18 protein-coding genes are annotated in these 22,069 nt (G+C 75.6%); all 18 read right to left on the bottom strand.

Annotated features, from left to right (window positions below; genetic code table 11):
- Nucleotides 1-10: 10 nt before the first annotated feature.
- The 18 genes from Drose_RS16055 to Drose_RS15965 all read right to left on the bottom strand — a co-directional run bounded on the left by Drose_RS16055 (nt 11) and on the right by Drose_RS15965 (nt 21,948).
- The gene (locus tag Drose_RS16055) at nt 11-2,440 is read right to left on the bottom strand and encodes a condensation domain-containing protein (RefSeq protein ID WP_260729002.1); all 2,430 of its coding nucleotides are present in this window, start codon (nt 2,438-2,440) and stop codon (nt 11-13) included.
- 18 nt (nt 2,441-2,458) lie between these two features.
- Nucleotides 2,459-4,024: an AMP-binding protein gene (locus Drose_RS16050; protein WP_260729001.1), complete on the bottom strand. Its 1,566-nt coding sequence runs from the start codon at nt 4,022-4,024 to the stop codon at nt 2,459-2,461.
- Nucleotides 4,021-4,986: a hypothetical protein gene (locus tag Drose_RS16045; protein ID WP_260729000.1), complete on the bottom strand. Its 966-nt coding sequence runs from the start codon at nt 4,984-4,986 to the stop codon at nt 4,021-4,023. Before Drose_RS16045 ends, Drose_RS16050 begins: the two co-directional genes overlap by 4 nt.
- Complete coding sequence (locus Drose_RS16040; RefSeq protein ID WP_260728999.1) at nt 4,983-5,582, bottom strand: 4'-phosphopantetheinyl transferase family protein; 600 nt, start codon at nt 5,580-5,582, stop codon at nt 4,983-4,985. The genes Drose_RS16045 and Drose_RS16040 overlap by 4 nt, the downstream gene beginning before the upstream one ends.
- A complete protein-coding gene (locus tag Drose_RS16035) occupies nt 5,579-6,613 on the bottom strand; it encodes an acyl-CoA dehydrogenase family protein (protein ID WP_260728998.1) in 1,035 nt (344 codons plus the stop codon). The genes Drose_RS16040 and Drose_RS16035 overlap by 4 nt, the downstream gene beginning before the upstream one ends.
- Complete coding sequence (locus Drose_RS16030; RefSeq protein ID WP_260728997.1) at nt 6,606-7,745, bottom strand: acyl-CoA dehydrogenase family protein; 1,140 nt, start codon at nt 7,743-7,745, stop codon at nt 6,606-6,608. Before Drose_RS16030 ends, Drose_RS16035 begins: the two co-directional genes overlap by 8 nt.
- A 62-nt stretch (nt 7,746-7,807) precedes the next feature.
- Complete coding sequence (locus Drose_RS16025) at nt 7,808-8,068, bottom strand: acyl carrier protein (protein WP_260728996.1); 261 nt, start codon at nt 8,066-8,068, stop codon at nt 7,808-7,810.
- Nucleotides 8,068-9,288, bottom strand: coding sequence for a type III PLP-dependent enzyme domain-containing protein (locus Drose_RS16015; RefSeq protein ID WP_343868475.1), 1,221 nt, complete (start codon nt 9,286-9,288; stop codon nt 8,068-8,070). Before Drose_RS16015 ends, Drose_RS16025 begins: the two co-directional genes overlap by 1 nt.
- Complete coding sequence (locus tag Drose_RS16010; RefSeq protein WP_260728995.1) at nt 9,281-10,786, bottom strand: class I adenylate-forming enzyme family protein; 1,506 nt, start codon at nt 10,784-10,786, stop codon at nt 9,281-9,283. Before Drose_RS16010 ends, Drose_RS16015 begins: the two co-directional genes overlap by 8 nt.
- Nucleotides 10,783-12,000 (bottom strand): acyl carrier protein, encoded by a 1,218-nt coding sequence (locus Drose_RS16005; RefSeq protein ID WP_260728994.1) that lies wholly within the window; start codon nt 11,998-12,000, stop codon nt 10,783-10,785. The genes Drose_RS16010 and Drose_RS16005 overlap by 4 nt, the downstream gene beginning before the upstream one ends.
- Nucleotides 11,997-13,331, bottom strand: coding sequence for a TrpB-like pyridoxal phosphate-dependent enzyme (locus Drose_RS16000; RefSeq protein ID WP_260728993.1), 1,335 nt, complete (start codon nt 13,329-13,331; stop codon nt 11,997-11,999). Before Drose_RS16000 ends, Drose_RS16005 begins: the two co-directional genes overlap by 4 nt.
- Nucleotides 13,328-13,633: an acyl carrier protein gene (locus Drose_RS15995; RefSeq protein WP_260728992.1), complete on the bottom strand. Its 306-nt coding sequence runs from the start codon at nt 13,631-13,633 to the stop codon at nt 13,328-13,330. The genes Drose_RS16000 and Drose_RS15995 overlap by 4 nt, the downstream gene beginning before the upstream one ends.
- Nucleotides 13,630-14,904 (bottom strand): glutamate-5-semialdehyde dehydrogenase, encoded by a 1,275-nt coding sequence (locus Drose_RS15990; protein ID WP_260728991.1) that lies wholly within the window; start codon nt 14,902-14,904, stop codon nt 13,630-13,632. The genes Drose_RS15995 and Drose_RS15990 overlap by 4 nt, the downstream gene beginning before the upstream one ends.
- Entirely contained in the window at nt 14,898-15,641 is a 744-nt protein-coding gene (locus Drose_RS15985) for an SDR family NAD(P)-dependent oxidoreductase (protein ID WP_260728990.1), read from the bottom strand. Before Drose_RS15985 ends, Drose_RS15990 begins: the two co-directional genes overlap by 7 nt.
- Complete coding sequence (locus Drose_RS15980) at nt 15,638-16,369, bottom strand: alpha/beta fold hydrolase (protein ID WP_260728989.1); 732 nt, start codon at nt 16,367-16,369, stop codon at nt 15,638-15,640. Before Drose_RS15980 ends, Drose_RS15985 begins: the two co-directional genes overlap by 4 nt.
- Nucleotides 16,366-19,563: a non-ribosomal peptide synthetase gene (locus Drose_RS15975; protein WP_260728988.1), complete on the bottom strand. Its 3,198-nt coding sequence runs from the start codon at nt 19,561-19,563 to the stop codon at nt 16,366-16,368. Before Drose_RS15975 ends, Drose_RS15980 begins: the two co-directional genes overlap by 4 nt.
- A complete protein-coding gene (locus Drose_RS15970) occupies nt 19,560-19,814 on the bottom strand; it encodes an acyl carrier protein (protein ID WP_260728987.1) in 255 nt (84 codons plus the stop codon). The genes Drose_RS15975 and Drose_RS15970 overlap by 4 nt, the downstream gene beginning before the upstream one ends.
- Before the next feature lie 133 nt (nt 19,815-19,947).
- Nucleotides 19,948-21,948 carry an AfsR/SARP family transcriptional regulator gene (locus Drose_RS15965; RefSeq protein ID WP_260728986.1) on the bottom strand — a complete coding sequence of 667 codons (2,001 nt, stop codon included), beginning with the start codon at nt 21,946-21,948 and terminating at the stop codon, nt 19,948-19,950.
- Nucleotides 21,949-22,069 lie beyond the last annotated feature (121 nt).

Below are 22,069 nucleotides of genomic sequence, written 5' to 3'. Positions count from 1 at the left end.
GTGGGCGGGGCTACCGTGCGGCCGCGCGCTCCTGGAGCCGGACGATCGCCGCCGCGATGTGCGACGCGGCCGGCTCGCGGAGCGTTCCGTGGTGGTCGGCGTCGACGCGCAGCACGTCCGGCGCGGCGGAGAACCGCTCCGCCCACTGTTCGAGCTGGTAGTCGGCGAGGTCGGCGCCGACGACGAGGGCGGGCGCGGGGACGTCGGCGTCGCTGACGTAGGACGCCACCGCCGCCGTGTGCCGGCGGAAGGTCGCCCAGCGCTCGGTCAGCATCACCGAGGAGACCCGCTCCCCCGTCGCCGCGGTTAGCTGCGCGGCGAGGGCCCGCATGGCCAGCTCCGGGTCGCCGGGCGAGGTGCGGGCCGGGCCGCCGTCGAGGCGGGCGCCGACGGCCGCCGCCATGAGGCCGGCGAACGTGGTGTGCACCAGCTCGTCGCCCTCCTCGCCGACCTCGTAGCCGAGCGGCGGGGTGGCGTCGAGCACGGCCACCGGCGGGGCGGCGGCGCCGAGCCGGGCGGCCATCTCGTAGGCGATCTGGCCGCCCATCGACCAGCCGACGAGCAGGTCCGGGCGGGCGTCGGCGGCGTCGAGGTCGGCCTGGAACGCCGCGGCCATCGCGGGCACGTCGGGCAGCGGGCCGCGCTCCTGGGACTGGGTGACCCGCCAGTGCCCGGGCAGCGCCGCGATGAGGGCGCGGTAGTCCTGGGCGCTGCCGCCGGCCCCGGGGATGAGGTGCACGTGCGGCCCGTCGCCGCCGCGGACCTCGACCACCGTGGTGTCGGCGCCGCTGCCGAGGCCGCCCGCGACCTGCTCGGCGGCCCGCTGCGGGGTCGGGTCGGTGAGCCAGCGCGGCACGTCGAGCCGCACCCCGGTCGCCTCCTCGATCGCCGACATGAGCTGCACGACCTTGAGGGATCGGCCGCCGGTGGCGAAGAAGTCCTCGTCCGGACCGGCCGGCTCGGTGCCGAGGACGTCGGTCCAGGCCCGCCGGACCTCGTCCATCGCCGCCGAGCGGGGCAGCGCGGAGGTGCCGGTCGGCCCGCCGGTGGGTGCGGCGGGCGCGTGGTCGACGTGGGCGGGTCCGGACTTCGAGCTGATGTCCAGGGTGGACAGCCGCACGCCCGGGTCGGCGCCGCCGGCGGCCAGGACGGTGTCCATGTCGTGCAGCAGCCGCAGCGGGGTCTGGCGGTCGTAGCGGCCGGTGGCGTACTCGCAGTCGAGCAGGTAGCCGCCGTCGACGTCGAGGACGCCGATGCCGAGGTCGGTGCGGGCCGCCCGGTTGGGGGCGCGCAGCATCCGCATCCGCACGTCGCCGAGGGTGAGGCCGTTCCCGATCGGGCCGAGGTGGGTGAGGATGATCGGGATGGCGTCGCGCAGCCGTAGCTGCGCCTCGGGGTCGAGGGCGCCGAAGACGAGCGAGAACGGCACCGTCTGGTGGGCGAGCATGCCCCAGACGGTGTCGCGGGTCCGCTCGACCACGGCGCCGAAGGTGTCCTCGGCGGACACCTGCGTGCGGGCCAGCACCAGGTTGGCGACGTAGCCGACGAGGCCCTGCTCCCGCTCGGTCATCCGGTTGGCGGTGGCGACGCCGGTGCAGACGTCCGGGCCGTTGCCGCCGAGGGCGAGGGCGGCCTGCAGGGAGGCCAGGAAGACGACGAACGGGGTGGTGAAGTACTGCTTCGACAGCGTCGTGACGGCCTCGGCCGCCTCCGGGCTGACCTCGAAGCGGACCATCGCGCCCGCGCCGCCGGCGCCGATGGTGCGGCCGTGGTCGGCGATCAGCGTGGTGGTGGCCGCGCCGTCGAGGGTCTTGCGCCAGTAGTCGATGCTCGCCGCCCAGCGCCCGTCGGTGCGGGCCGCCTCGGCGTCGCGGACGTACTCGCGCAGCGACACCGGCTCGCCGTCGAAGGTCAGCGTCCCGCCGCCGGTGGCGGTGGCGTAGGCCTCGGACAGCTCGCCGACGAGCCGCTGCACGCCCCAGCCGTCGACGACGGCGTGGTGGATGGTGAGCAGCAGCTCGTGGCGGTCGCCGACGCGCACGGCGGTGACCCGGGCCAGCGGCGCGGTGTCCAGCGCGATCGGCCGCTCCTGGACCTCCTCGGCGATGAGCCGCAGCAGGTCGTCGGCGGGCACGTCGCCGGGGTCGTCGACGTCGACCCACTGCAGCGGCAGCTCGACCGAGTCGGCGACCTCGAGCAGGATCCGGCCGTCGCCCTGGTGCAGGCTGCCGCGCATGGCCTCGTGCCGCTCGGCGACGGCCTGCCACGCGGCGGCCAGGGCCGGGCGGTCCAGCGGCCGGTCGCAGGACATCCGCCAGGTCAGGTTGTAGACGGACTGGTTCTTGGCGCGGTGGTGCAGCCACCACAGCGCCTCCATCATGGCGCTGGCCGGGACCCGTTCCGCGGCGCGGTCCAGGTCCCGGACAGTGTCGACGGTCATGTCGGGGTCGCTCCTCTCTCAGCTAACGAGCGCGGTGATGTCGGCGGTCAGGCCCTTGCGGTCGACCTTGCCGTTGGGCGCGAGCGGGATGGTGTCGCGGCGGTGGTAGCCGCGCGGGCGCATGTAGATCGGCAGGTCAGCGACGAGGTGCGCGAAGACGTCGTCGCCGAGCGGGTCGCCGGCGTAGACGGCGTGCAGGTCGAGCTCGCCGTCGGCGGCGGTGACGGTGAGCACGACGACCTGGGCGATGGCCGGGTGCCGGCGCAGGACCGACTCGACCTCGCCGAGCTCGATGCGGTTGCCGCGGACCTTGACCTGGTCGTCGATGCGGCCCAGGTGGACGAGCTGGCCGTCCTCGCGGCGCAGCCGGTCGCCAGTGCGGTAGTAGTGCTCGGCGGTCAGCGGCCCGGAGCCGTCGTAGAGGCGGGCGACCGGGCCGTCGACGCTGACGAAGCGGCCGGCGTTCTCCGACGGGTCGAGGTAGCCGGGGAAGCGCTGCGGGCCGCGCACGCACAGCTCGCCGGAGTCCACGACGTTGAGGTCGTCGTCGAGCAGCACGTGCTCCAGGTGCGGGAACACCTCGCCGACCGGGATCGAGCGGTTGGAGGTGGCGGCCCAGTCGCCGCGGTCGGCGGGGACGGCGAACGCGGTGCAGATGACGGTCAGCTCGGTCGGGCCGAAGCAGTTGTCGATGACGGCGTTGGGCGCGGCGACGCCCCACGCCTCGACCTGCTCGACGGTGAGCTGCTCGCCGCCGAACATGGCCCGGCGCAGGCTCGGCATGCTCCCCGGCGCCAGGGCCCGCAGGCGCTTGGCGAAGGAGATGATCGACGGCACCGACATCCAGTGCGTGAGCCGCTTCTCGTTGACGAAGCGGACCGGCGCGAACACGTCGCCGTGCTGGGCCACGCACAGCGTCGCGCCGACGCCCCAGGTGGCGAACAGCTCGGCGATCGAGCCGTCGAAGAACAGCTCGAAGGCCTGCGAGACGCGGCAGTCAGGGCTGAACCCGAAGCGCGGGATCATGTCGCCGAGCAGCGCCGAGACGTTCTCGTGGGTGGTCGGGACGCCCTTGGGCCGACCGGTGGAGCCGGAGGTGAAGATGATGTACGCCGTCTCGCTGCCGGTGGCCAGGTCGGGCAGCCGCGGCGGCTCGGCGCCGCTGTCCTCGAGCACGGCCTTCCAGGCGCCGCCGGAGAGGTCCAGGATCGGGATGCCGGCCTGCTGCGGGTACTCGGGCCGCTGCTCGCCGGAAGTGTCGTCGACGATGGTGAGGTCCAGCCCCGCGGCCTTGCTGATGTCGAGGTTGCGGGCGACAGGCGCGCCGACGTTGAGCGGCACGACCGCCGCGCCGAGGCGCTGGATCGCCAGGTAGCTGATGTAGGTCGGCAGGCTGCGGGAGGTGAGCAGGCCGACCCGGCTCGGGCGGCGGCCGGTGGCGGCGAGCACCCGGGCGGCCATGCGCTCGGCGGCGGTGCGCAGCTCGCCGTACGTGATGCTGCGGTCGGCGACCTCGAGGGCGGTCGCGTCGGGGTTGCGATCGGCGGAGTCGGCGAACCACCGGTAGAGGCTTTTCGTGGTCATGGGGCTTCCCTTCGCGTGGCGGTGAGGAGCTCTTCCTCGCCGGGGTCGACGTCGAGCAGGTTGGTGAAGGTCTGGCGGACCAGGCTGGGCCGGGGTCGGCCGCGGCGGGCGGAGTCGACGGCGAAGCGCAACGCGCTGGGCAGTTGCTCCCAGGCGGCGTGCGCGGCGGTCAGGCGGTCGCGGCGGGCGGCGGGCAGCTCCGGACGGGTCAGCAGCCAGCGGTACCGGAACATCCGGTGCATCGCCGCCGTCCAAACGTCGTCGAGGTGCCGGGCGGCCCGCTCGGGCGCCTCGACGAACCGCTCGGCGAGGAACGGCAGCGCCTCCGCGTCGCCGGCGATCCAGTCGCCGCCGAGCGGTGCGGGCGGCCCGGGCTCGGCCTCGCGGCGCAGCCACAGCGGCCCGAGCAGCGCCGGCGGGACCACCGGGTGCCCGAAGGCCATCGCGTCGCGCATGTGCTGCTCGGCCGTCCACGCCTCCGGCAGCGCCGCCGCGCGGGTGAGCCCGGCGGTGGACAGCCACCCGGTGTAGGGGCGCTGCTCGCCGCCGGGCAGCAGGCCGGCGAACGCGTCGAGCACGTGCCAGGCGTCGCCGCGGCGGCCGGTGACGAGCAGCCAGTGCGGCGCGGCGGTGCCCCGGTGCCGCGACGGCGACCACGGCAGCCGCGAGCCGTCGGTGACGAGCAGGACCCGGCCGCGGCGGCTGAGCTCGTCGGCGAGCCCGACGAGCGCGGCGCGGTGCGGCAGCGTGGCGTACCGCAGCACGGTGCCGTCGCCGACGCGGTCCAGCGGCGTGTTGTGGTGGGAGAAGGCGAGCCCGCCGGCGGGTTCGGCGCGCACGGCGAGCCGCACCGAGCGGGCCAGCGCGGCCCCGACGTCGGGCACCTCGGCGTCCAGGTAGGCGGCGAGGTTGGCGGTGTAGCAGCTGAGCCCGGCGAACCGGGCGTGCCGGCGGGTGCTCACGACGCCACCGCCGCCGGTCGGCGCGGGCGGTAGGCGCAGCTCAGCGGGGGCCGGCCGCGCTCGCGCAAGGCCCGCCAGCGCACGCCCTCCCACTCGCCGCGGTCCTGGCCGAGCGCGACGGGCACGGTCCAGGGCCGTCCGGCGAGGCCGTCGCCGGTGGCCTTGACACACGCCTCCTGCACCGACCAGATCCACGCGAACTCGAGGTCGCGGTCCGCGTCGGGCAGGGCGGTCAGGGCCGCCCGGGCCGGCGGGTCGCAGCAGCGGCGCAGCAGGCCCGCCGGGACGGGCTCCGGGCGCTGGACGTCGACGCCGACGTCGCAGCCGGTGCCGACCGCGGCGGCGAGCCACGGCCCGGAGTGCGAGAGGCTGACGCCGAGCTCCGGCCGGTCGGGCAGGAACGGCCGCCCGCTGGAATGCGTCTCCACCCGGGCCGGACGGGCGCCGAGGCGGGCGAGCAGCCACGCCAGCAACTGCCGGACGGCCGCGTGCTCACGGTCGCGGTGCTGCCCGGGCGATCCGCCGGCGTCCTCGTCGTAGGTCGCCAGCACCGCATGGACGACGTCGCCGACCTCGATGACCGCGCCCGGCCTCACCGCGGGCCGCCGAGCAGGTCGGCGGCGTGGTCGGCGATGCCGGCGAGCATGGCGCCGCTCGCGCCGCCGGCGATGCCGAACATGGCGGCCTCGGTGCGCAGCCGCGCCGGGCCGCCGTCGCCGAACGCGTCGGCGCCCTGAAGCTGCACGCACTCGCCGAGGACGCGCTCGAGGCTCTGCGCGGTGGCGGCCTTGAGCAGCATGCTCGACAGCAGCGCGTCGCGGCCGCCCGCGTCGTGGGCGGCGGCCGTCGCCTCGATGCGGCGCAGGTCCACCAGGGCCCAGGCGAGGCGGGCCCGGACGGCGTCGTTGGCCCACAGGCCGCGGGCGACGAGCCGGCGGTGGGTGTCGGCCAGGACGCGGCGGGCGATGGCGGTGGCCCACTGCGCGCCGGCGAGCCGTTCGGTGGCGACGTGCCGGGCGAAGAGCGGCAGGCCGCGACCGGGCGAGCCGATGACGTGGTCCCGGCCGACGGTGACGCCGTCGAGGTGCAGGTGGCCGACGCCGGCGCCGGCGAACAGGTCGCCGCCGGCGGACTCGGCCTTGACGCCCGGCAGTGCGGTCGGGACCAGGACGAGGACGAAGCTGGTGAAGTGCGGCTGGGGCCGGTGCCGGGCCAGCACGACGGCGTGGTCGGCGGTGCGGGCGTTGGTGATCCAAGACTTCACGCCGTCGAGGACGACCTCGTCGCCGCTGATCCGGGCGGTCGTGGTCGCGGCCATGAGGTCGGACCCGGAGGCGCCCGCGTCGGTGACGGCGAGCGCCAGCATCGACTCGCCCCGCTCGGCGGACCGGCGCGCGGCGGCGATCGGGCCGTCGCCGCGGTGCTCGCGCAGCAGCGGCAGGGCGGTGGCGGCCTGGACGCAGACGGCGAGCACGACGCCGAGCGGGTGGCGGCCGTCGAGCGCCGCCAGCAGCGCGCCGAGGCGGGCCGGGTCCGGCGCGGGCCGGCCGTCCGGGTACAGGCCCGAGATCGCCCCGGAGCGGCCCAGCTTGGCCCAGACCGCGCGGGCGGGCGTCGGCTCAGCCAAGGCGCACCTCCTGGTCGAGCAGCGCCAGGGCGCCGTTGACGAGGTTGAGCCGGTCGTTGCCGTAGTTAAGCGTGGCCGATCGAAGGTCGCGCAGGGCGCGCTCGAGGAACAGGGGCGAGTCGCGGAGGTACCCGTGCTGCAACCCGACGAGCTCGACGAGCTCGTTCACCGCCCCGAAGCACCGCTCGGCGGCCTGCACCTTGAGGGTGTTGACGAGCAACTGCACGGGGGCGGCGGTGACGTCGGGCGCGGTGTCCAGGGCGGCGACGGTGTGCGACAGCAGCGCGTGTACCGCGTCCAGCTCCCCCCGCACCCGGGCGAGCCGGACGAGCAGCAGCTCCGACTGGGTGTTGAACCGGCGCCGGCCGTCCGCGCTGCGCATGAACCGCAGTACCCGCGACAACGCCCCGGCCGCGGTCCCGAGCCAGCACGCCGCCCAGCCGAGGTGCGCGACCGGCCCGAAGCACTCCGCCACCATGCCGCGGAAGCCGCCCTCGGGCCCGACCACGTGGTGCGTCGGCACCGACCCGATGAGCCGCATCGGCAGGCTGTGGGTGGCGCGCATGCCGAGCGGGTTCCAGCTGCCGTGGGTCTCGACCTTGAGCTGGTCACGCCAGGCGTAGACGAGCGACACCTGGTGCGGCGAGGTGGCCTTCGGGGCGAGGGTGGTGATGAGGAAGCCGTCGGCGTGGGTGCCGCCGGTGACGATCGGCGCGTCGCGGTCCAGGTGCAGCTGGTTGCCGCCAGTCTCGACCGGGGACTCCGAGGCCAGCAGGTGCCCGCCCTTGCCGCGCTCGGTGGTGACGGAGGCCAGGTAGAGCTCGCCGCGGCCGAGCGCGGGCAGCAGCTCGTCGCGCAGCGGCCCGGTGGCGTACCGCACGATCGTGAGCACCTGCTGGCAGTGCATGGCGAACACCATCGCGGCGGACAGGTCGACGCGGGCGATGCGGGCGGTGACGTCGACGAGATCGGCCAGCGAGCCCCCGCCCCCGCCGTCGGCGGCCGGGACCATGAGCCCGAGCAGGCCGCTGCCGCGCAGTGCCTCGAGCGCCTCGACGGGGAACGCGGCCTCGTCGTCGGTGCGGCGGGCGTGCTCGGCGACGACGGCGAGCACGTCGGTGAGCGGGCTCATGCGACCTCCCCCGCTTCGCTCCTCCGGCCGCACGAGCTTGCGTCCGCTGCGCTCCGGACCGCTCATGACGCCTCCCGGACGGCTGGGCGCAGCTCGTCGATCGCGCTCCACAGCGCGCCGGCGGTCTCGAAGGTGGCGTCGACGAGCTTGTCGTCGGGCAGCGTCACCCCGAACTCGTCCTCGATGCAGAACAGCAGCTCGATCGCCTGCATCGAGTCGAGGCCGAGGTCGCGCAGGCGCGCGTCGGGGGTGAGGTCCTCCTGGCCGGTGTACTTGAGGAACGGCCGCAGCATGGCGGTGAACGAGCTGTCCAGGCTGGTCATCAGCGGTGCTCCTGTCCGAGGTCGAGATGGGTGCGGTGCAGAGTGAGCGTCGAGGCATGCACGATCCGGCCGCCGTCGAGGACGACCTCGGCCGGTGCGGGGTGGCCGAGGAAGGCGAGCAGGCTGGCGGTGAGGCCGTAGGCGCCGACGTTGGGGACCCGCACGAGGTCGCCGGCGCGCAGCCGGGGCACGGTGGCGCCGCGGGCCCACGCGTCCAGCGGCGTGCACAGCGGGCCGGCGACGATGGCCGGGCCGTCAGTCTCGCCGCCCGCGCCGGGGGCGTGCAGGGCGGGCACGATCGGCGGCAGGCGGCGCAGGCCGGACATGCCGCCGAGGTGGTTGATGCCGGACTCGAGGACCAGCACGTGCTGGTCGCGGGAGCGCTTGACGTCCAGGACGCGGGTGAGGAGGCTGCCGGCGGTGGCGACCAGGCGGCGGCCGGACTCGAAGGCGATGTGCGGGTGCCCGCCGCGCCAACCCGCGAACGCGTCGTCGAGCGCGGCGGTGACCGCGGCGGCGAGGCCCGGGTAGCGCGGCGGCCGGCCGGCCCGCGCGTAGGGCGCCGCGAAGCCGCCGCCGAGGTCGATCACCTCGAGCTCGTCGCCGCACAGGAAGGCGAGGTCGCGGGCGGTGGCGATGGACTGGCGAAGCTGCGCGACGAGGGCGGCCTCGTCGGTGAGGTTGGTGCCCATGTAGAGGTGCAGGCCGGCGAGGCGGGCGTTGGGGCGGGCGGCGAAGCGCTCCGGCGCGGCGCGGATCCAGTCGGCGTCGGCGCCGAACTGCGACGCGACCCCGGTCATGGTGAGGCCCATGCCCGGCACCGGCGTGGTGTCGTTGACCCGCAGCAGGCACCGGGCGACGACGCCGAGGTCCCGCGCGACCCGGTCGACCTGGTCCAGGCCCTCCGGCGAGTCGACCGAGACCCAGGTGACGCCGGCCTTCACGGCCGCTTGGACGTCCGCGTCGCGCTTGCCCGGTCCGGTGTACAGCATCTGCGCGGGATCGACCCCAGCCGACAGCGCGGCGGCCAGCTCCCCAGGCGAGCACACCTCCGCGTGGCAGCCCTCGGCCCGCAGCGCCGCGACGATCGCCGGGTGCGGATTAGCCTTGAGCGAGTAGTACAGCCGCGACGGCGCCGGCAGTTCGGACGCCAGCTCCGCGTGCGCGCGCCGCACCTCGTCGAGCTCGTAGACGTAGGCGGGCGTCGGCAGCTCAGACATGGCTGCCGCCGGCCAGCACCCGGGTCAGCCCGGCCCGGTCGATCTTGCCGTTGGGGGTGAGCGGCAGCTCGGCGACCACGACGCACGTGTCGGGCACCTTGAACGCCTCCAGCTCCAGCCGGAGCCGGTCGAGGACCTCGTGGGCGGCGAGCCGGGTGACGGCGAAGAGGGTCGCCTCGGCGCGCTCGGCGCCGGGCGGCAGGACCGCGGCCGCGTCGACGCCGGCGACCCGTTGCGCGGCCGCCTCGACCTCGGTGGCGCTGACCCGGAAGCCGTGCGACTTGTAGAGGTCGTCGCGGCGGCCGGCGAAGTACAGGTAGCCGTCCTCGTCGACCCAGCCGTAGTCGCCGGTGCGTAGCTGCGGGAAGAGCCCGTCGGCGCGGGGGAAGCGCTGGGCGGTGAGCTCGGGCCGCCGCCAGTACCCGGCCATCACGTTGGGGCCGCGGACGATGAGCTCGCCGACCTCGCCGGGCGGCAGGCGGCGGCCGTCGGGGTCGGCGGCGAAGACCTCGGAGCCGGGCAGGGCCCGCCCGACCGAGCCGGGCCGCAGCAGGTCCTCGTCGACCGGCATGATGGTGGTCCGCTTGCACTCGGTGAGCCCGAACATCAGCTGCACGCCGAGGCCGGGGATGCCGCGGCGCAGCTCGTGGACGGTGGCGTCGGGCATCGCCGAGCCGGTGTTGGTCATGAGCCGCAGCGCCGGCGGCCGCGCGCCGGGCCGGGACAGCAGCCGGGCGAGGCCGCGGGCCAGGCCGGGCACGGCGGGCAGCACGGTGGCGCCGGTGCGGTGCAGGTCGGCCAGGAGCCCGGCGCCGGCCTCAGCGGCGGTGGCGAGGTGCACGCGGGCGCCGGCAAGGGTGGCCAGGAGGATCTGGTAGAGGCCGTAGTCGAAGAACAGCGGCAGCGCGCTGTAGACGACGTCGGCCGGCTGGTAGGACAGCCGGGACTGGATCGCGGTGGCGGCGAACACCATCTGCGCGTGGGTGGACACCACGGCCTTGGGCATGCCGGTGCTGCCGGAGGTGTAGATGAGGCACACCGGGTCGACCGGCAGCGGGCCGGCCGGGAGGTCGCCGTCGCCGGGTCCGTCACCATCTTCGGGTCCGTCGCCGAGGTCCGGCCCCAGGACCGGGATGCCGCGCTCGCCGGCCAGCCGCCGGGCGTCGGCGTTGTCGGTGACGACCAGGACGGGTTCGGCGTCGTCGAGGACGTGCGCGTAGCCGACGGCGGGCGCCTGCTCGTTGAGGACGCAGAAGACGGCGCCGGCGCGGGCGCAGCCGAACAGCAGCGCCGGCACCCCGAGGTGCGCGGCGGCGGCGATGACGACTCGGTCGCCGCGCCCGACGCCGAGTGCGAGCAGCCGGCGGGCGACCCGGCGGCTGGCCGCGCCGACGTCGGCGTAGGTGGCGGTGGCCTCGCCGTGGCTGACCGCGGTACGTTCCGCGGTGGTGGCGACGGCGTGGTCGAGCAGGTCGGGCAGGACGGCCGGGCCGCTCATCGGTCTGCCTCTCGGTCGGTCGGCTGGGCGGTCTGGAAGGCGGTCTTGAACGCGCCGGTCAGGGTGGTCAGGTCGTGCAGGGCCGCGCTGGTCAGCGCCTCGGCCGCCAGCTCCACGCCGAGCTGGGACTCGACCCGCTCGACGATGTCGACGAGCCGGAACGAGTTGAAGTTCGGCAGGTCCCGGAAGGACGCGGCGGCGGCGAGGGTCTCGTCGTCGACCTGGAGCACGGCCCGCACGGCCGCCTCGACGGCGGTCCGCACCGGGTCGAGGCCGGCCGCGATCTCGGCGGCCACGGTGACGTCGGCGCGCAAGGCCGCCTCGACGCCGTCCAGGACCGCGAGCGGGATCTCGGCCCCACGCTGGGCCCGGCGCAGGGCGACGTAGGACTCGCCGGCCAGCCGCAGCCACCGCTCGGCCTGCGCCTCGGCCGCCGCGACGGACGCGGGGGCGAGGCCGGGCACGGTGGCGAGCCAGGCGGCGTGCAGGAGCCGGGCCCGGCCGGCCAGCCACACGTCGAGGACGAGCTGGTCGAGCGGGGCGACCGGATCGGGGCCGGTGACGCCGGCGCGGACGGCGGCGAGGTAGCGCTCGACGTCCGCCGCGGCGGCCGCGAACGTGGCGGCGTTGGCGGCGAGGATCGCGGCGGGGTCGAGCACCGGGCGCGGGCCGGCGGCGATCGTGAGAGCGGTCGCGCCGCCGCGCAGGGCCTCGTCGAGGTCGTCGGCGGTGAGCCGCCACACGCCGGGGCGGGCGACGCCGCGTGCGGTCTCGTTGTGGTAGCCGTCGATGACCTTCCAGCGGCCGCCGTCGGGCTGGAGCAGGAAGCTGTGCTCGAGGTGGGCGAGGCCGTGGTACGGCGTCCACCGCATCGCGAACGCGTCGGCGAGGACGTAGAGCACGCCCGCGTCGGCCGCGAACCCGCGCACGGCGGGGCCGTCGAGCCCTTCCCGCCGTTCGGTGACGTGCAGCCCGGCGAGGGCGGCGGCCTCGGCGAGCCGGGCGGCGGCCGGGGTCTCCAGGCTCGGCGGCGGACCCCACCGCACGGCGAAGCCGCTGCGCGCGCCGAGGGCCAGGTGCGCGCCCGGGCCGTGGTGGTGCTCGGCGAGCAGGGCCAGGCTGGTCTGCAGGCAGTCGAGGGCGGGCGCGCGGACCGCGTCGAGCAGTGGCGACCAGGTGCGGTCGCGGGTCTCGGCCAGGGTGGCGGTGCTCATCGGCTCACCTCCATGGTGGTGCCGACCCGGGTCAGGCCGGTGACGGCGGCGTGCAGGGCTTCGGCGTCGGCGGTACTGTCCTCGACCGCCCCCGCGCGCAGTTGCTCGTAGGCGGTCATGTCGAGCAGGCCGTGGCCGCTGACGCAGACGAGCACGCCCTGCGCGGCGCGGTGGCCGGCGTCGCGGCCGGTCGCCACGTCGGCGGCGGCGGCGAGCGCGTGCCCGGACTCGGGCGCGGGCACGACCAGCTCGCTGCGGGCGAAGGCGTGGGCGGCCAGCATCGCCGAGCGCTGCCCGACGGCGGCCGCGTCGATCTGGCCGTGGTGGCGCATCGCGGAGAGCAGCTTGGCGGCGCCGTGAAAGCGCAGCCCGGCCGAGTGCGAGGCGGAGATGGAGTAGCCCGCGCCGATGGTGTACATGGCCTCCATCGGGCCGCTGCCGGTGGCGTCGGTGTGGTCGTAGGCGTAGACGCCCTGGGTGAGCTTCGGCGTGGCGCTGGACTCGGCGGCGAGCAGCAGCGGCGCGGCGCCGAGCTCGCCGGCGCGGTGGGCGGCGAAGAACGGCAGGGCGAGGCCGCCGAAGTTGGAGCCGGCGCCGACGCAGCCGACGACCGCGTCGACGCCGGCGCCGAGGGCGGCGAGCTGCTCGATCGCCTCGAGGCCGATGACGGACTGGTGCAGGATGCTGTACGTCTCGCCGCTGCCGATGCAAAAGGCGCGCTCGGGGGCCTGGCGGGCGTACTGCACCGCCTCCCCGATCGCCAGCGCGAGGCTGTTGCCGCCCCGCCCGCCGGCCGCCGCGGTGCCGATGGCGGTGAGCGGGCTGGGGCTGGCGTGCACCTCGGCGCCGAGCAGGCGCATGAGGCTGCCCCGGTAGGGCTTGTCGCGCAGGCTCCCGCCGACCATGAACACCACGCAGGACAGCCCGAACGCGGCGCAGGCGGCCGCGAGGGCGGTGCCCCACTGCCCGGCGCCGGTACCGGTGACGAGCTCCCGCACCCCGGCCGCCCTGTAGTAGTGGGCCTGGGCGAGCGCGGTGTTGAGCTTGTGGCTGCCGGAGACGTTGCCGCCCTCGTACTTGACGTAGATCGGCACCCGGGCGCCGATCTCGGCCTCGAAGCGGGTGGCCCGCCACAGCGGGGTGGGCCGGTAGCGGCGGTACTGCTCGGCGACGGCCTCGGGCACCGGCCACCACTCGCGCCGCGAGGTGCTGTGCCGGATGAGCTCCAGAGGCACCTGCGCAGTGACGGGTCCGGTGGCGGTGGGCGGGCTGAGGTCGGGCGGCAGCTCGTGGCCGAGGTGCGGCAGCACGCTGCGCCAGGCCCCGGTCATGACTTCGCCCCCGAGCAACCGTCGGTCTCCGCGCCGACCGCGGCCACGACGACGTCGACGAGGTCGGCGACGACGGTGAAGGTGCGGTTGACGAAGAGGTTGTCGGGCAGGACGACGTCGAGGTCGTCCTCGAGCTGCACGAGCATGCCGAGGAACCCCAGCGAGTTGACCCGCAGCAGGTCGCCGTTGAGCGGCTCGTCGTCGGCGATGTGCTCCGGTGGTACCGACAGCCGCGACTCGCGCACGACGAGCCGTTTGACCGCGTGGCCGATCTCGGCCCGGCGGGCCTGGGTGACCGTCACCGCTCCTCCTCCCGTAGCGTGCCGTTGCCGTCGATCGCCCAGCTGTAGGTGAGCAGCGCGGCAAGGCCGACCGGGCCCCGCACGTGCAGGCGCCCGGTGCTGATGGACAGTTCCGGGCCGAGCCGCATCGTCGGTCCGTCGTGCAGGCGCAGGGATCCGTTGACGACGAGCGCGGCGGCGTCGACGGCGCACAGGAAGCCCTCGACGACGCCGGGGTCGGCGGCGACGACGCCCTCGGTGTGGCGGGACCCGTGGGCGCGGATATGGGCCGCGGCCTCGGCGAGGCCGTCGACGGCGCGCACGGCGATGGTGCCGTCGAGGAACTCGCGGCCGTCGTCGTGTGGCTGCAGCGGTACCACCGCCGCGGTTGACGGAGCGGAGCCGAGCAGCTCGGGGGCCAGGCGCAGCCCGCACGTGTCGCCGGCGAGGCGGGCCAGCTCGGCCACGAACGCGCCGGCGACGTCCCGGTGTGCCAGGACCATCTCGAGGGTGTTGCAGGCGGTCGGTTCGGCGACCTTGCTGTCCAGCGTGATCCGCGCGGCGAGGGTCAGGTCGGCGCCGGCGTCGACGTAGAGGTGGTTGGCGCCGCCGCCGCTGGCGATGACGGGGATGCTCGACGTGGTGCGGCAGTGCTCGATAAGGGAGGCGCTGCCGCGCGGGATGACGGCGTCGATGGCGTCGTGGCGGCGCAGGAGCTGGCGGACCAGCCGCCGGTCGGGGTCGGTGATGACCTGGACCATGCCGTCGGGCAGCCCGGCCGTCCGCGCCGCGGCCCGGGCGAGGGAGGCCAGCGCCGCGTTGGTGGAGGCGATCTCGCCGCCGCCGCGCAGCAGCACGGCGTTGCCGACCGCGACGGGCAGCAGCGCGCCCTCGACGGTGACGGTCGGGCGCGCCTCGTAGATCATGAGGAGCACGCCGAGCGGCTTGGGTACCCGCCGCACCCGGGAGCGGCCGAGCGCGGGGTGCTCGTCGCCGGGCCGGGTGCAGGCGGGCAGCTCCCGGCGCACCCGGGCGATGAGGTCGAGCAGGCCGGGCAGGTGCCGGCGGGTGACCCGCAGGCGGTCGACGAGCGTCTCCGGCAGGCCCTGGGCCCGCTCGAGGTCGCCGGCGTTGGCCGCGATGACGTCGTCCCAGCCGTGCTCGAGCTCGGCGGCGAGGGCGTCGCAGTAGGCGAGGTACCGCCCGTCGCCGGGCGCGGGCGCCTCGGCCCGGGCCCGGCCGGCGGCCGCCAGCATGGTCTCGATCGTGTCGATCTGCTCGGCGGCTACCACATGAACTGCCCTCCGTCGATGACGAGCTTCTGCCCGGTGAGGTACGAGCCGCCGGCGCCGACGAGGTACTCGAGGCCGTCGGCGATGTCCTCGGTGGTGCCGAGCCGCGCCGCCGGGATCTCGGCGAGCACGGCCTCCCGCCGCCGCCAGTCGTCGAGCCCGAAGCGGGCGACGAGCTCGTCGGTCTCGGTCATCCCGGGGATGAGCGCGTTGACGCGGACCCGGGGTGCCAGCTCCAGGGCCAGGCACTTGGTCAGGTGCAGCAGCCCCGCCTTGCTGGCGCAGTAGTTGACGCCGTTGCGCCGGGGCCGGATGCCGGTGGTGGCGCCGACGTTGACGATGACGCCGCCGCCGGCCGCGTCCACCATGGACGGTGCGAAGGCCCGGGTGACGTGGAAGGCGCCGCTGAGGTTGACGTCGACGACCCGGCTCCACTCCTCGGCGGTCATCGACAGGAAGGGCCGGTCGACGTTGACGCCGGCGTTGTTGACCAGGACCCGCGGTGCCCCGTACTGGCGGACCAGCCGGGCCCCGACGGCGGCGACGGCGGCGGCGTCAGCCACGTCCAGCGGCACGGTGACGAACTGCGGCCCGAGCTCGGCGGCCGCGGCGTCCGCGGCCGCCGCGTCGCTGCGGAAGCAGGCCACGACCCGGTAGCCGAGCTTCACCAGCCGGGCGCTGAGGGCCAGGCCGATGCCACGGGTGCCGCCGGTGACGACGGCGACCGGGGCCGTCACGGCGCCACCTCCGACCGGGCCGGGCGCAGGAACGCGCCGAGGTGCTCGGTCAGCTCGGGCAGCCGCTCCGGGTCGAAGACCCGGAAGTGGTCCGCCTCGAGGGATCCCACCTGCAGGTCCGGCGCGAGCTCGCGCCAGCGGCGCAGGGCGGCGGCCCGGCCGGGCCGGTCGTCAAGGTCGCTGCGGCCGGCGCAGACGAGCAGCAGGACCCGGCCCGGGTAGGTGCGGCTGGTCGCGAAGGTGTCGAGGGCGACGGCGTGGGCCTCGAAGGTGGCGGTGACCCGCTGCGCGGTCTGCGGGTCGGGCCGCGGGCCAAGCATGCCGAGGATCAGGTCGAGGATCTCCTGGTCCCCTTCCGGGTCGCTGGGCCGCCGGAACGGGGAGCAGTCCACCATCACCAGGTCGGGGTGGTGGCCCCGCTCGGCGTAGTCGGCGCACACCTCCCAGGCGACGGTGCCGCCCATCGACCACCCGAAGACCACGTCCGGCTGCAAGCCGTCGGCGTCGAGGGCGTCGAGGACGCCGGCGGCCATCTTCGGCACCGACGCCTCGGGCGCCTCGTCGGGTACGAGGCCGGCGGCACGGACGGCGGTGACGTTGTACGTGTCGCCGAGGTGGGCGGCGACCCGCAGGTAGGGCATGAGCCCGCCCCCGGCGCCGGGGATCATCACGCACAGCGGCCGCCCGTGCCGCCTGGCGAGCGGGATCAGCCGGCCGAGGGCGGTCACGCCGGCCCGCCCGGCTGCCCGGCCCGGATGAGGCCGGCGAGGGTGGTGATGGTCGGCGAGCGGAAGAACTCGACCATCGGCGGCATCACGCCGTAGCGCTGCTGGACCTGCGCGAGGGCGGTGAAGACGTTGAGCGAGTGGGCGCCGAACTCGAGTACCGGGCGGTCCGGCGGGATGCCGTCGACGCCGAGCAGCTCGTCCCAGATCCCGGCCAGCTCGCGCTCGAGGTCGTCGGCGTACTCGGTCGGCGCGGCGGCCGAGGCGGCGGCGCTCGCCGCGAGCAGGTCGTCGGCCTGGGCGAGCAGCGCGTCGCGGTCGGTCTTGCCGGTGCCGGTGGTCGGCACGGTGCCGACGGCCAGGACGTGGGCCGGGACCATGTAGGCGGGCAGCCGCCGGCCGATGTGCTCCTTGACGGCGGCGCCGTCGAGCGGGTCGGCGCCGTCGGGCTGGATGAACAGCACCAGCTCGCGGTCGGCGCCGGTGCCGCGGGCGGCGGCGACGGCCTGGCGGACGCCGGGCAGGGCGTTGGCGACCGTCTCGATCTCGCCGAGCTCGATCCGGTAGCCGCGGATCTTGACCTGGGTGTCGTCGCGGCCGAGGAAGATCAGCGCGCCGCGCTCGTCGCGCAGGACGAGGTCGCCGGTGCGGTACATGACCGCGCCGTAGACGCCGGCGAAGCGGTCGGGGACGAAGCCGGCGGCGCTGCGCTCGGGGTCGTTGATGTACCCCTCGGCCGGGCAGACCCCGCCCAGGCACAGCTCCCCCGGCACGCCGGTCGGGGCGAGGTGGCCGGTGGCGTCGACGACGTAGGCCGCGACGCCGGCGATCGGCAGGCCGATCGGCACGTGCAGTGGCCAGTCCGGCTCGGCGCCGACCAGCCGGTGGGTGGTGACGGCGTGGGTCTCGGTCGGCCCGTACAGGTTGACCAGCACGCAGTGCGGGTGCAGCTCGAAGAACCGGCGGATCTCCGGGTCGGTGAGCAACTGCTCGCCGGAGACGCACAGGTAGCGCAGCGCCGGGAAGCGGGTCTTGCGCGACAGCGCGCTCTGCACGAACGGCCGCAGCGCGGCGACGGGCAGGTAGACGTGGGTGACGGCGGTCTCGGCGACCCGGCGGACCAGGGCCGGGAAGTCGCGGCGGTCGGCCGGTTCCCGCGACACGATCGTCCCGCCGACGGCGAGGGTCGGCACGATCTCCTGGAACGACACGTCGAAGCCGAGCGGCGCGTACTGCAGGAACCGCGTGTGCGCGCCCATCTCCAGCGCCGAGATCTGCCACGCGGTCAGGTTGGCCAGCGGCCCCTGCCCCATGAGGACGCCCTTGGGCAGCCCTGTCGATCCGGAGGTGTACATCACGTAGGCCGGCCGCCCCGCATCCGGCGCGGCGGGCCCGCGGTGGTTGGCCGCGTCGGCGACGGCCGCGGTCAGCTCGGCGAGCGGGTGGTTGACTACGCCGGGCAGGTCGCCGCCGTCGCCGACGATCAGCCGGCAGCCGGCCTGGCGGACCATGTACTCCAGCCGCTCCGCGGGCAGGGAGCTGTCCAGCGGGAGGTAGGCGGCGCCGCAGCGCAGGATCGCCAGCATCGCGACGGTGACCTCGCGCAGCGAGCGCACGCAGAGGCCGACGACGTCGCCGGCGGCGGTACCGGCCCGGGTGAGCCCGCCCGCGGCCCGCTCGACCGCGTCGGCGAGCTCGCGGTAGGTCATCCGCCCGCCGGGCTCGTCGATGGCGACGGTGTCGGGGTGCCGCTCAGCCGACGCGGACAGCCACTCGGTGAGCGTCGCCTCCGGGACCCGCGCGGGGTACCCGTCGACGCGCAGGCTGGCCGCCGCGGACGAGTCGGTGAACAGGTCGGCGAGCGGGCGCGACCCGTCGGCGAGGGCGCGGCGCAGCGCGGTGCGGATCGAGTCGAGCAGCCCGTCGGCGACGGCGGGCGCGACGAGCTCCCGGTCGTACTCGAGCTCGAGCAGCCAGCGGCCGTCGACCGGGGTGCAGCCGAGCCAGAGGTCGAACTTGGCGGTACCGTTGCCGGGCTCCCGCACGCCGCGCACGGCGCCGCCGGGCTGGACGTCGACGGTGTCCTGCATGGCGAGCATGCACGAGAACAGCGGGTTGCGGTTGTTGGTCCGGTCGGGCCGGGCCTGCGCGACGAGCTGGGTGAAGGCGATGTCGACGTTGGCGCGGCAGAAGTCGACGGACTCGCGGACCGGCCCGGTCGCGTGCTCGTCGAAGGGCCGGGACCAGTCGACGTCGACGGTGACGGGCAGCGTGTTGACGAAGAACCCGACGAGGTCGAAGGCGCCGACGGTGCGCCGGGCCATGAACGGGCTGCCGACGAGCACGGTCGGCACCGCCCCGTGCCGGGCGACGGCGGCGCCGTAGACGGAGGTGAACAGCACGAACGGGCTGACGCTGAGCCGCTTGCAGGTGTCGCGGAAGGCCTGGTTCTCGGCCTCGCTGAGGTGCCACTCGACGCGGCCGCCGGCGAACGCGGTCTCGGCGGGCCGGTTGGGCCGGGGGTCGATGACCAGCGGCGGCACCTCGCGCAGCCGGTCGGCCCACACCTTGACCCGGTCGACGAGCTGGTCGCCGGCCGAGACCCGGTTCTGGGCCTTGAGCTCGCGGGCGAACGCCTTCTCGCGGGTCAGCCGAAGCTGCTCGACGGCGTCGCCGCCGCGCTGCCCGGTGAGGCCGGCCTCGAGGTCGCGCACGATCGGCTGGATGGAGACGCCGTCGCCGACGATGTGGTGCGAGCAAAACAGGATGCAGGCCTCGGCGCCGTCGGTGCTGCGCACGTAGGCGAAGCGGTAGCAGGGCCCGTCGATGAGGTCGAACGGCTCCTGCCCGATCCGGGCGGCGGCGGCCGCGACCTCGTCCTCGTAGGTCTCCGGGGTGGCGTCGACGCGCTCCAGCGGCAGGTCCTCGCGGGCCGGCGGCGGGTTGAGCACGGCGTGCACCTCGGGCAGCCGCACGAAGGTCTGCCGCAGCGCGGGCTGCACGACGATGAGGCCGTGCATGGCGTCGACGACCGTCGCGTAGGGGATGGCCGGGTCGATGTCGAAGCGGCCGGTCTGGTTGTAGATCTCGGGCGTCGGGATCATGCCGTCGACGACGAGCAGACCCTTCTGCGACTCGGTCAGGGGCAGCTGGGCCGCCTCGGTGGCGGCGGGGGCGATGGCGCTGTCGGTGGTCACCGGGCGTCCCCTTCGGTCGTACCGGCGGCGGGCATCAGGTCGGCGAGCCAGCCCTTGAGGTCGGCGACGGTCTTGAGGTCGGCGAGCCGGGTGGCGTCGATCTCGGCGTCGTCGTCGGTGGCCACGTCGACCGCCAGGCGCAGCAGCGCGAGCGACTCCAGGCCCGCGTCGAGCAGCGGGGTGGTGTCGTCGAACGCGAAGGTGGCGTACCTGGCGATGGTGGCGTCGAGGTCCAGCAGTGTGTCGCTCATGGCGTTCTCCGCACGGTCGGGGTTACGTCCTCACCGACCTTCGCCGCCGCCGTTGTTCGGCCGATGTACCGAAGTTCGCCGCCCGATGTTCCGGCTCCGGGCATGGCTGTGCCCCGAGGTCGAGCGGTGGGGTTCAGGCGGCGCGGTGGTGGCGCAGCGCGCTGCGCAGTTGCCCGACGAGCCCGGGCAGGGCGGCCCCGTCGGCGCGGTCGGCGAGGGCGAACAGGGCGGCCCGCTCCTGCCGGTACCAGGCGGCCCCGTCGGCCGGTCGCCCGTCGAGCAGGCCGCGCAGGACCCGCTCGTAGTGCTCGACGACGCGCCGGGTGCCGGAGCGCTCCTCGTCGGGCGTGACGTACTCCGCGCGGGCCCACAACCGCACCAGTTCCGGGATGCGGTACCGCCCGAGGCTCACGGTCTCGACCAGGCCGGCGTCGACGAGCCGTTCGGCGGTGGACTCCGCGACGGCTTCGGACTCCTGCAGCAGTACGGCGAGCGCGTCCGCCCGCACCACCGGCAGGTCGAGCACGCCGAGCATCCGCAGCGTCCGCGTCGCCGCGCGGTCCCCGACCCGCTGGAGCAGCCGCGCGCCGCTGCGGAGGCTGTCGAGCACGCTGAGGCCGTCGCAGGCGAGGGTGTCCAGGCGCCGGGAAGGGTCGGCGAGGCGGTCGGCGAGGTCCCGCACCGACCACTGTGGACGCTGGGCGAGCCGGGTCGCGGCGATCCGCAGGGCGAGGGGCAGGTTGTCGCACGCGCGGGCGATGCGGGCCGCGGACGCGCGGTCGGCGTCGATGCGCTCGGCTCCGGCGTACCGGCGGATCAGCTCCACGGCCGCGGTCACCGGCAGCCGCCCGAGCCGGATCTGCCCGGCGCCCTCGACGGCGGCGGTCGCCGGCCGGCCGACGATGATGACCGCGGAACCCGGCGCGGCGGGCAGGACGTGCTCGATCTGGGCGGTGTCGAGCACGTCGTCGAGGACGAGCAGCAGCCGCCGCCCGGACAGCACGGTGCGCAGCAGGGCCGCGGCCCGCTCGGTGTCGGTCGGCAGCTCGGTCGCGGGGACCGTCAGCGCGGCCAGCAGCCGGCCGATCACCTCGGCCGGGCGCAGCTGCACCTGGGCGGCTCCGGCGCCGAGGTCGAGGTACACCTGGCCATCGGGAAACAGCCCGGTCACCTCATGCGCGGCGTGCAGCGCCAGGGCGGTCTTGCCCGCCCCCGCGAGGCCGTGCACCGCGCAGCGCTGGGCGCCGCTCGTCAGCCGGGCCGTGATCCGGGCGACCTCGTCGTCGCGGTCGACGAACGCCGGCACGTCGGCCGGCAGCGTCCGCGGCACCGCGAGCCGCACCACCGCGCTCGTCGCCCCCGCGCCGGGCGCGGTCTGCGGCGGCAGCAGGTCCTCGCGCAGGATCTGCCCGTGCAGGTCCCGCAGCGGCTTACTGGGCTCGATCCCCAGCTCGTCGATGAGCAGCCGCCGCAGGTCCCGGTAGGCGCCGAGGGCCTCGGCCTGCTGGCCGGTGCGGTGCAGCGCGATCATGAGGTGCGCGTGGAGGCGCTCCCGCAGCGGGTACTGCGACACCATGAGCTTCAGCTCCGGCAGCAGCGCCTCGTGCCGCCCCAGCCCCAGCTCGGCCCCGATCCGCGCCTCGACGACGGCGAGCCGCCCCTCCTCCAGGCGGGCCTGCTCCCCCAGCACGGACGGCCCCAGTGGTACATCCGCCAGCGGCCGCCCGCGCCACAGGTCCAGCGCCGCCGAGAACGTGGCGACCGCGCTCGTGGGATCCCCTTCGGCGACGCTGCGCCGCCCGGCGGCGGTGAGCGCCTCGTAGTCGTGGACGTCGGCGGCGCCCAGCGGGACGTTGAGCTGGTACCCGGGCGCGCGGGTGGCGAGGATGTCGCCGTCGGGGTCGCCGAGCGTGCGCCGCAGCCGCCAGACGTACCCGGCGAGCAGCCCGGTCGCGCTCTGCGGCGGCTTCTCGCCCCACAGCTCGGCGATTAGCTGGTAGACCGGCACGGTCCGGTTGGCGTTGACGAGCAGGATGGCCAGCAGCGCCCGCTGCTTCGCGGCCCGGATCGGCGCCCACCGCGTCCCGTCGAAGAACTCGAGCGGCCCGAGGAACCGGATCTTGAACTGCGCCAACGCGGCCATCATGGTGTTGTAGCCCGCCGTGCCCGGCGAGCCCACTGTGCAACCGCGCCCGCAGTCGCACACGCGCCCCGGCGGGCGAGGCAGTGACGCCGGACGATCACTGCTAGGTTGG

The organism is Dactylosporangium roseum, assembly GCF_025264685.1.
GTDB classification, from domain to species: Bacteria; Actinomycetota; Actinomycetes; order Mycobacteriales; family Micromonosporaceae; genus Dactylosporangium; species Dactylosporangium roseum.
Note: the sequence above shows the minus strand (reverse complement) of the source record. Positions and strands in the feature narration are given on the sequence as shown.

Coding starts and splice junctions, on each gene's coding strand:
- Drose_RS16055 (WP_260729002.1), bottom strand. CDS start 2,440: ATGACCGTCGACACTGTCCGGGACCTGGACCGCGCCGCGGAACGGGTC.
- Drose_RS15970 (WP_260728987.1), bottom strand. CDS start 19,814: ATGAGCGACACACTGCTGGACCTCGACGCCACCATCGCCAGGTACGCC.
- Drose_RS16050 (WP_260729001.1), bottom strand. CDS start 4,024: ATGACCACGAAAAGCCTCTACCGGTGGTTCGCCGACTCCGCCGATCGC.
- Drose_RS16015 (WP_343868475.1), bottom strand. CDS start 9,288: ATGTCTGAGCTGCCGACGCCCGCCTACGTCTACGAGCTCGACGAGGTG.
- Drose_RS16025 (WP_260728996.1), bottom strand. CDS start 8,068: ATGACCAGCCTGGACAGCTCGTTCACCGCCATGCTGCGGCCGTTCCTC.
- Drose_RS16030 (WP_260728997.1), bottom strand. CDS start 7,745: ATGAGCCCGCTCACCGACGTGCTCGCCGTCGTCGCCGAGCACGCCCGC.
- Drose_RS16005 (WP_260728994.1), bottom strand. CDS start 12,000: ATGAGCACCGCCACCCTGGCCGAGACCCGCGACCGCACCTGGTCGCCA.
- Drose_RS16010 (WP_260728995.1), bottom strand. CDS start 10,786: ATGAGCGGCCCGGCCGTCCTGCCCGACCTGCTCGACCACGCCGTCGCC.
- Drose_RS16000 (WP_260728993.1), bottom strand. CDS start 13,331: ATGACCGGGGCCTGGCGCAGCGTGCTGCCGCACCTCGGCCACGAGCTG.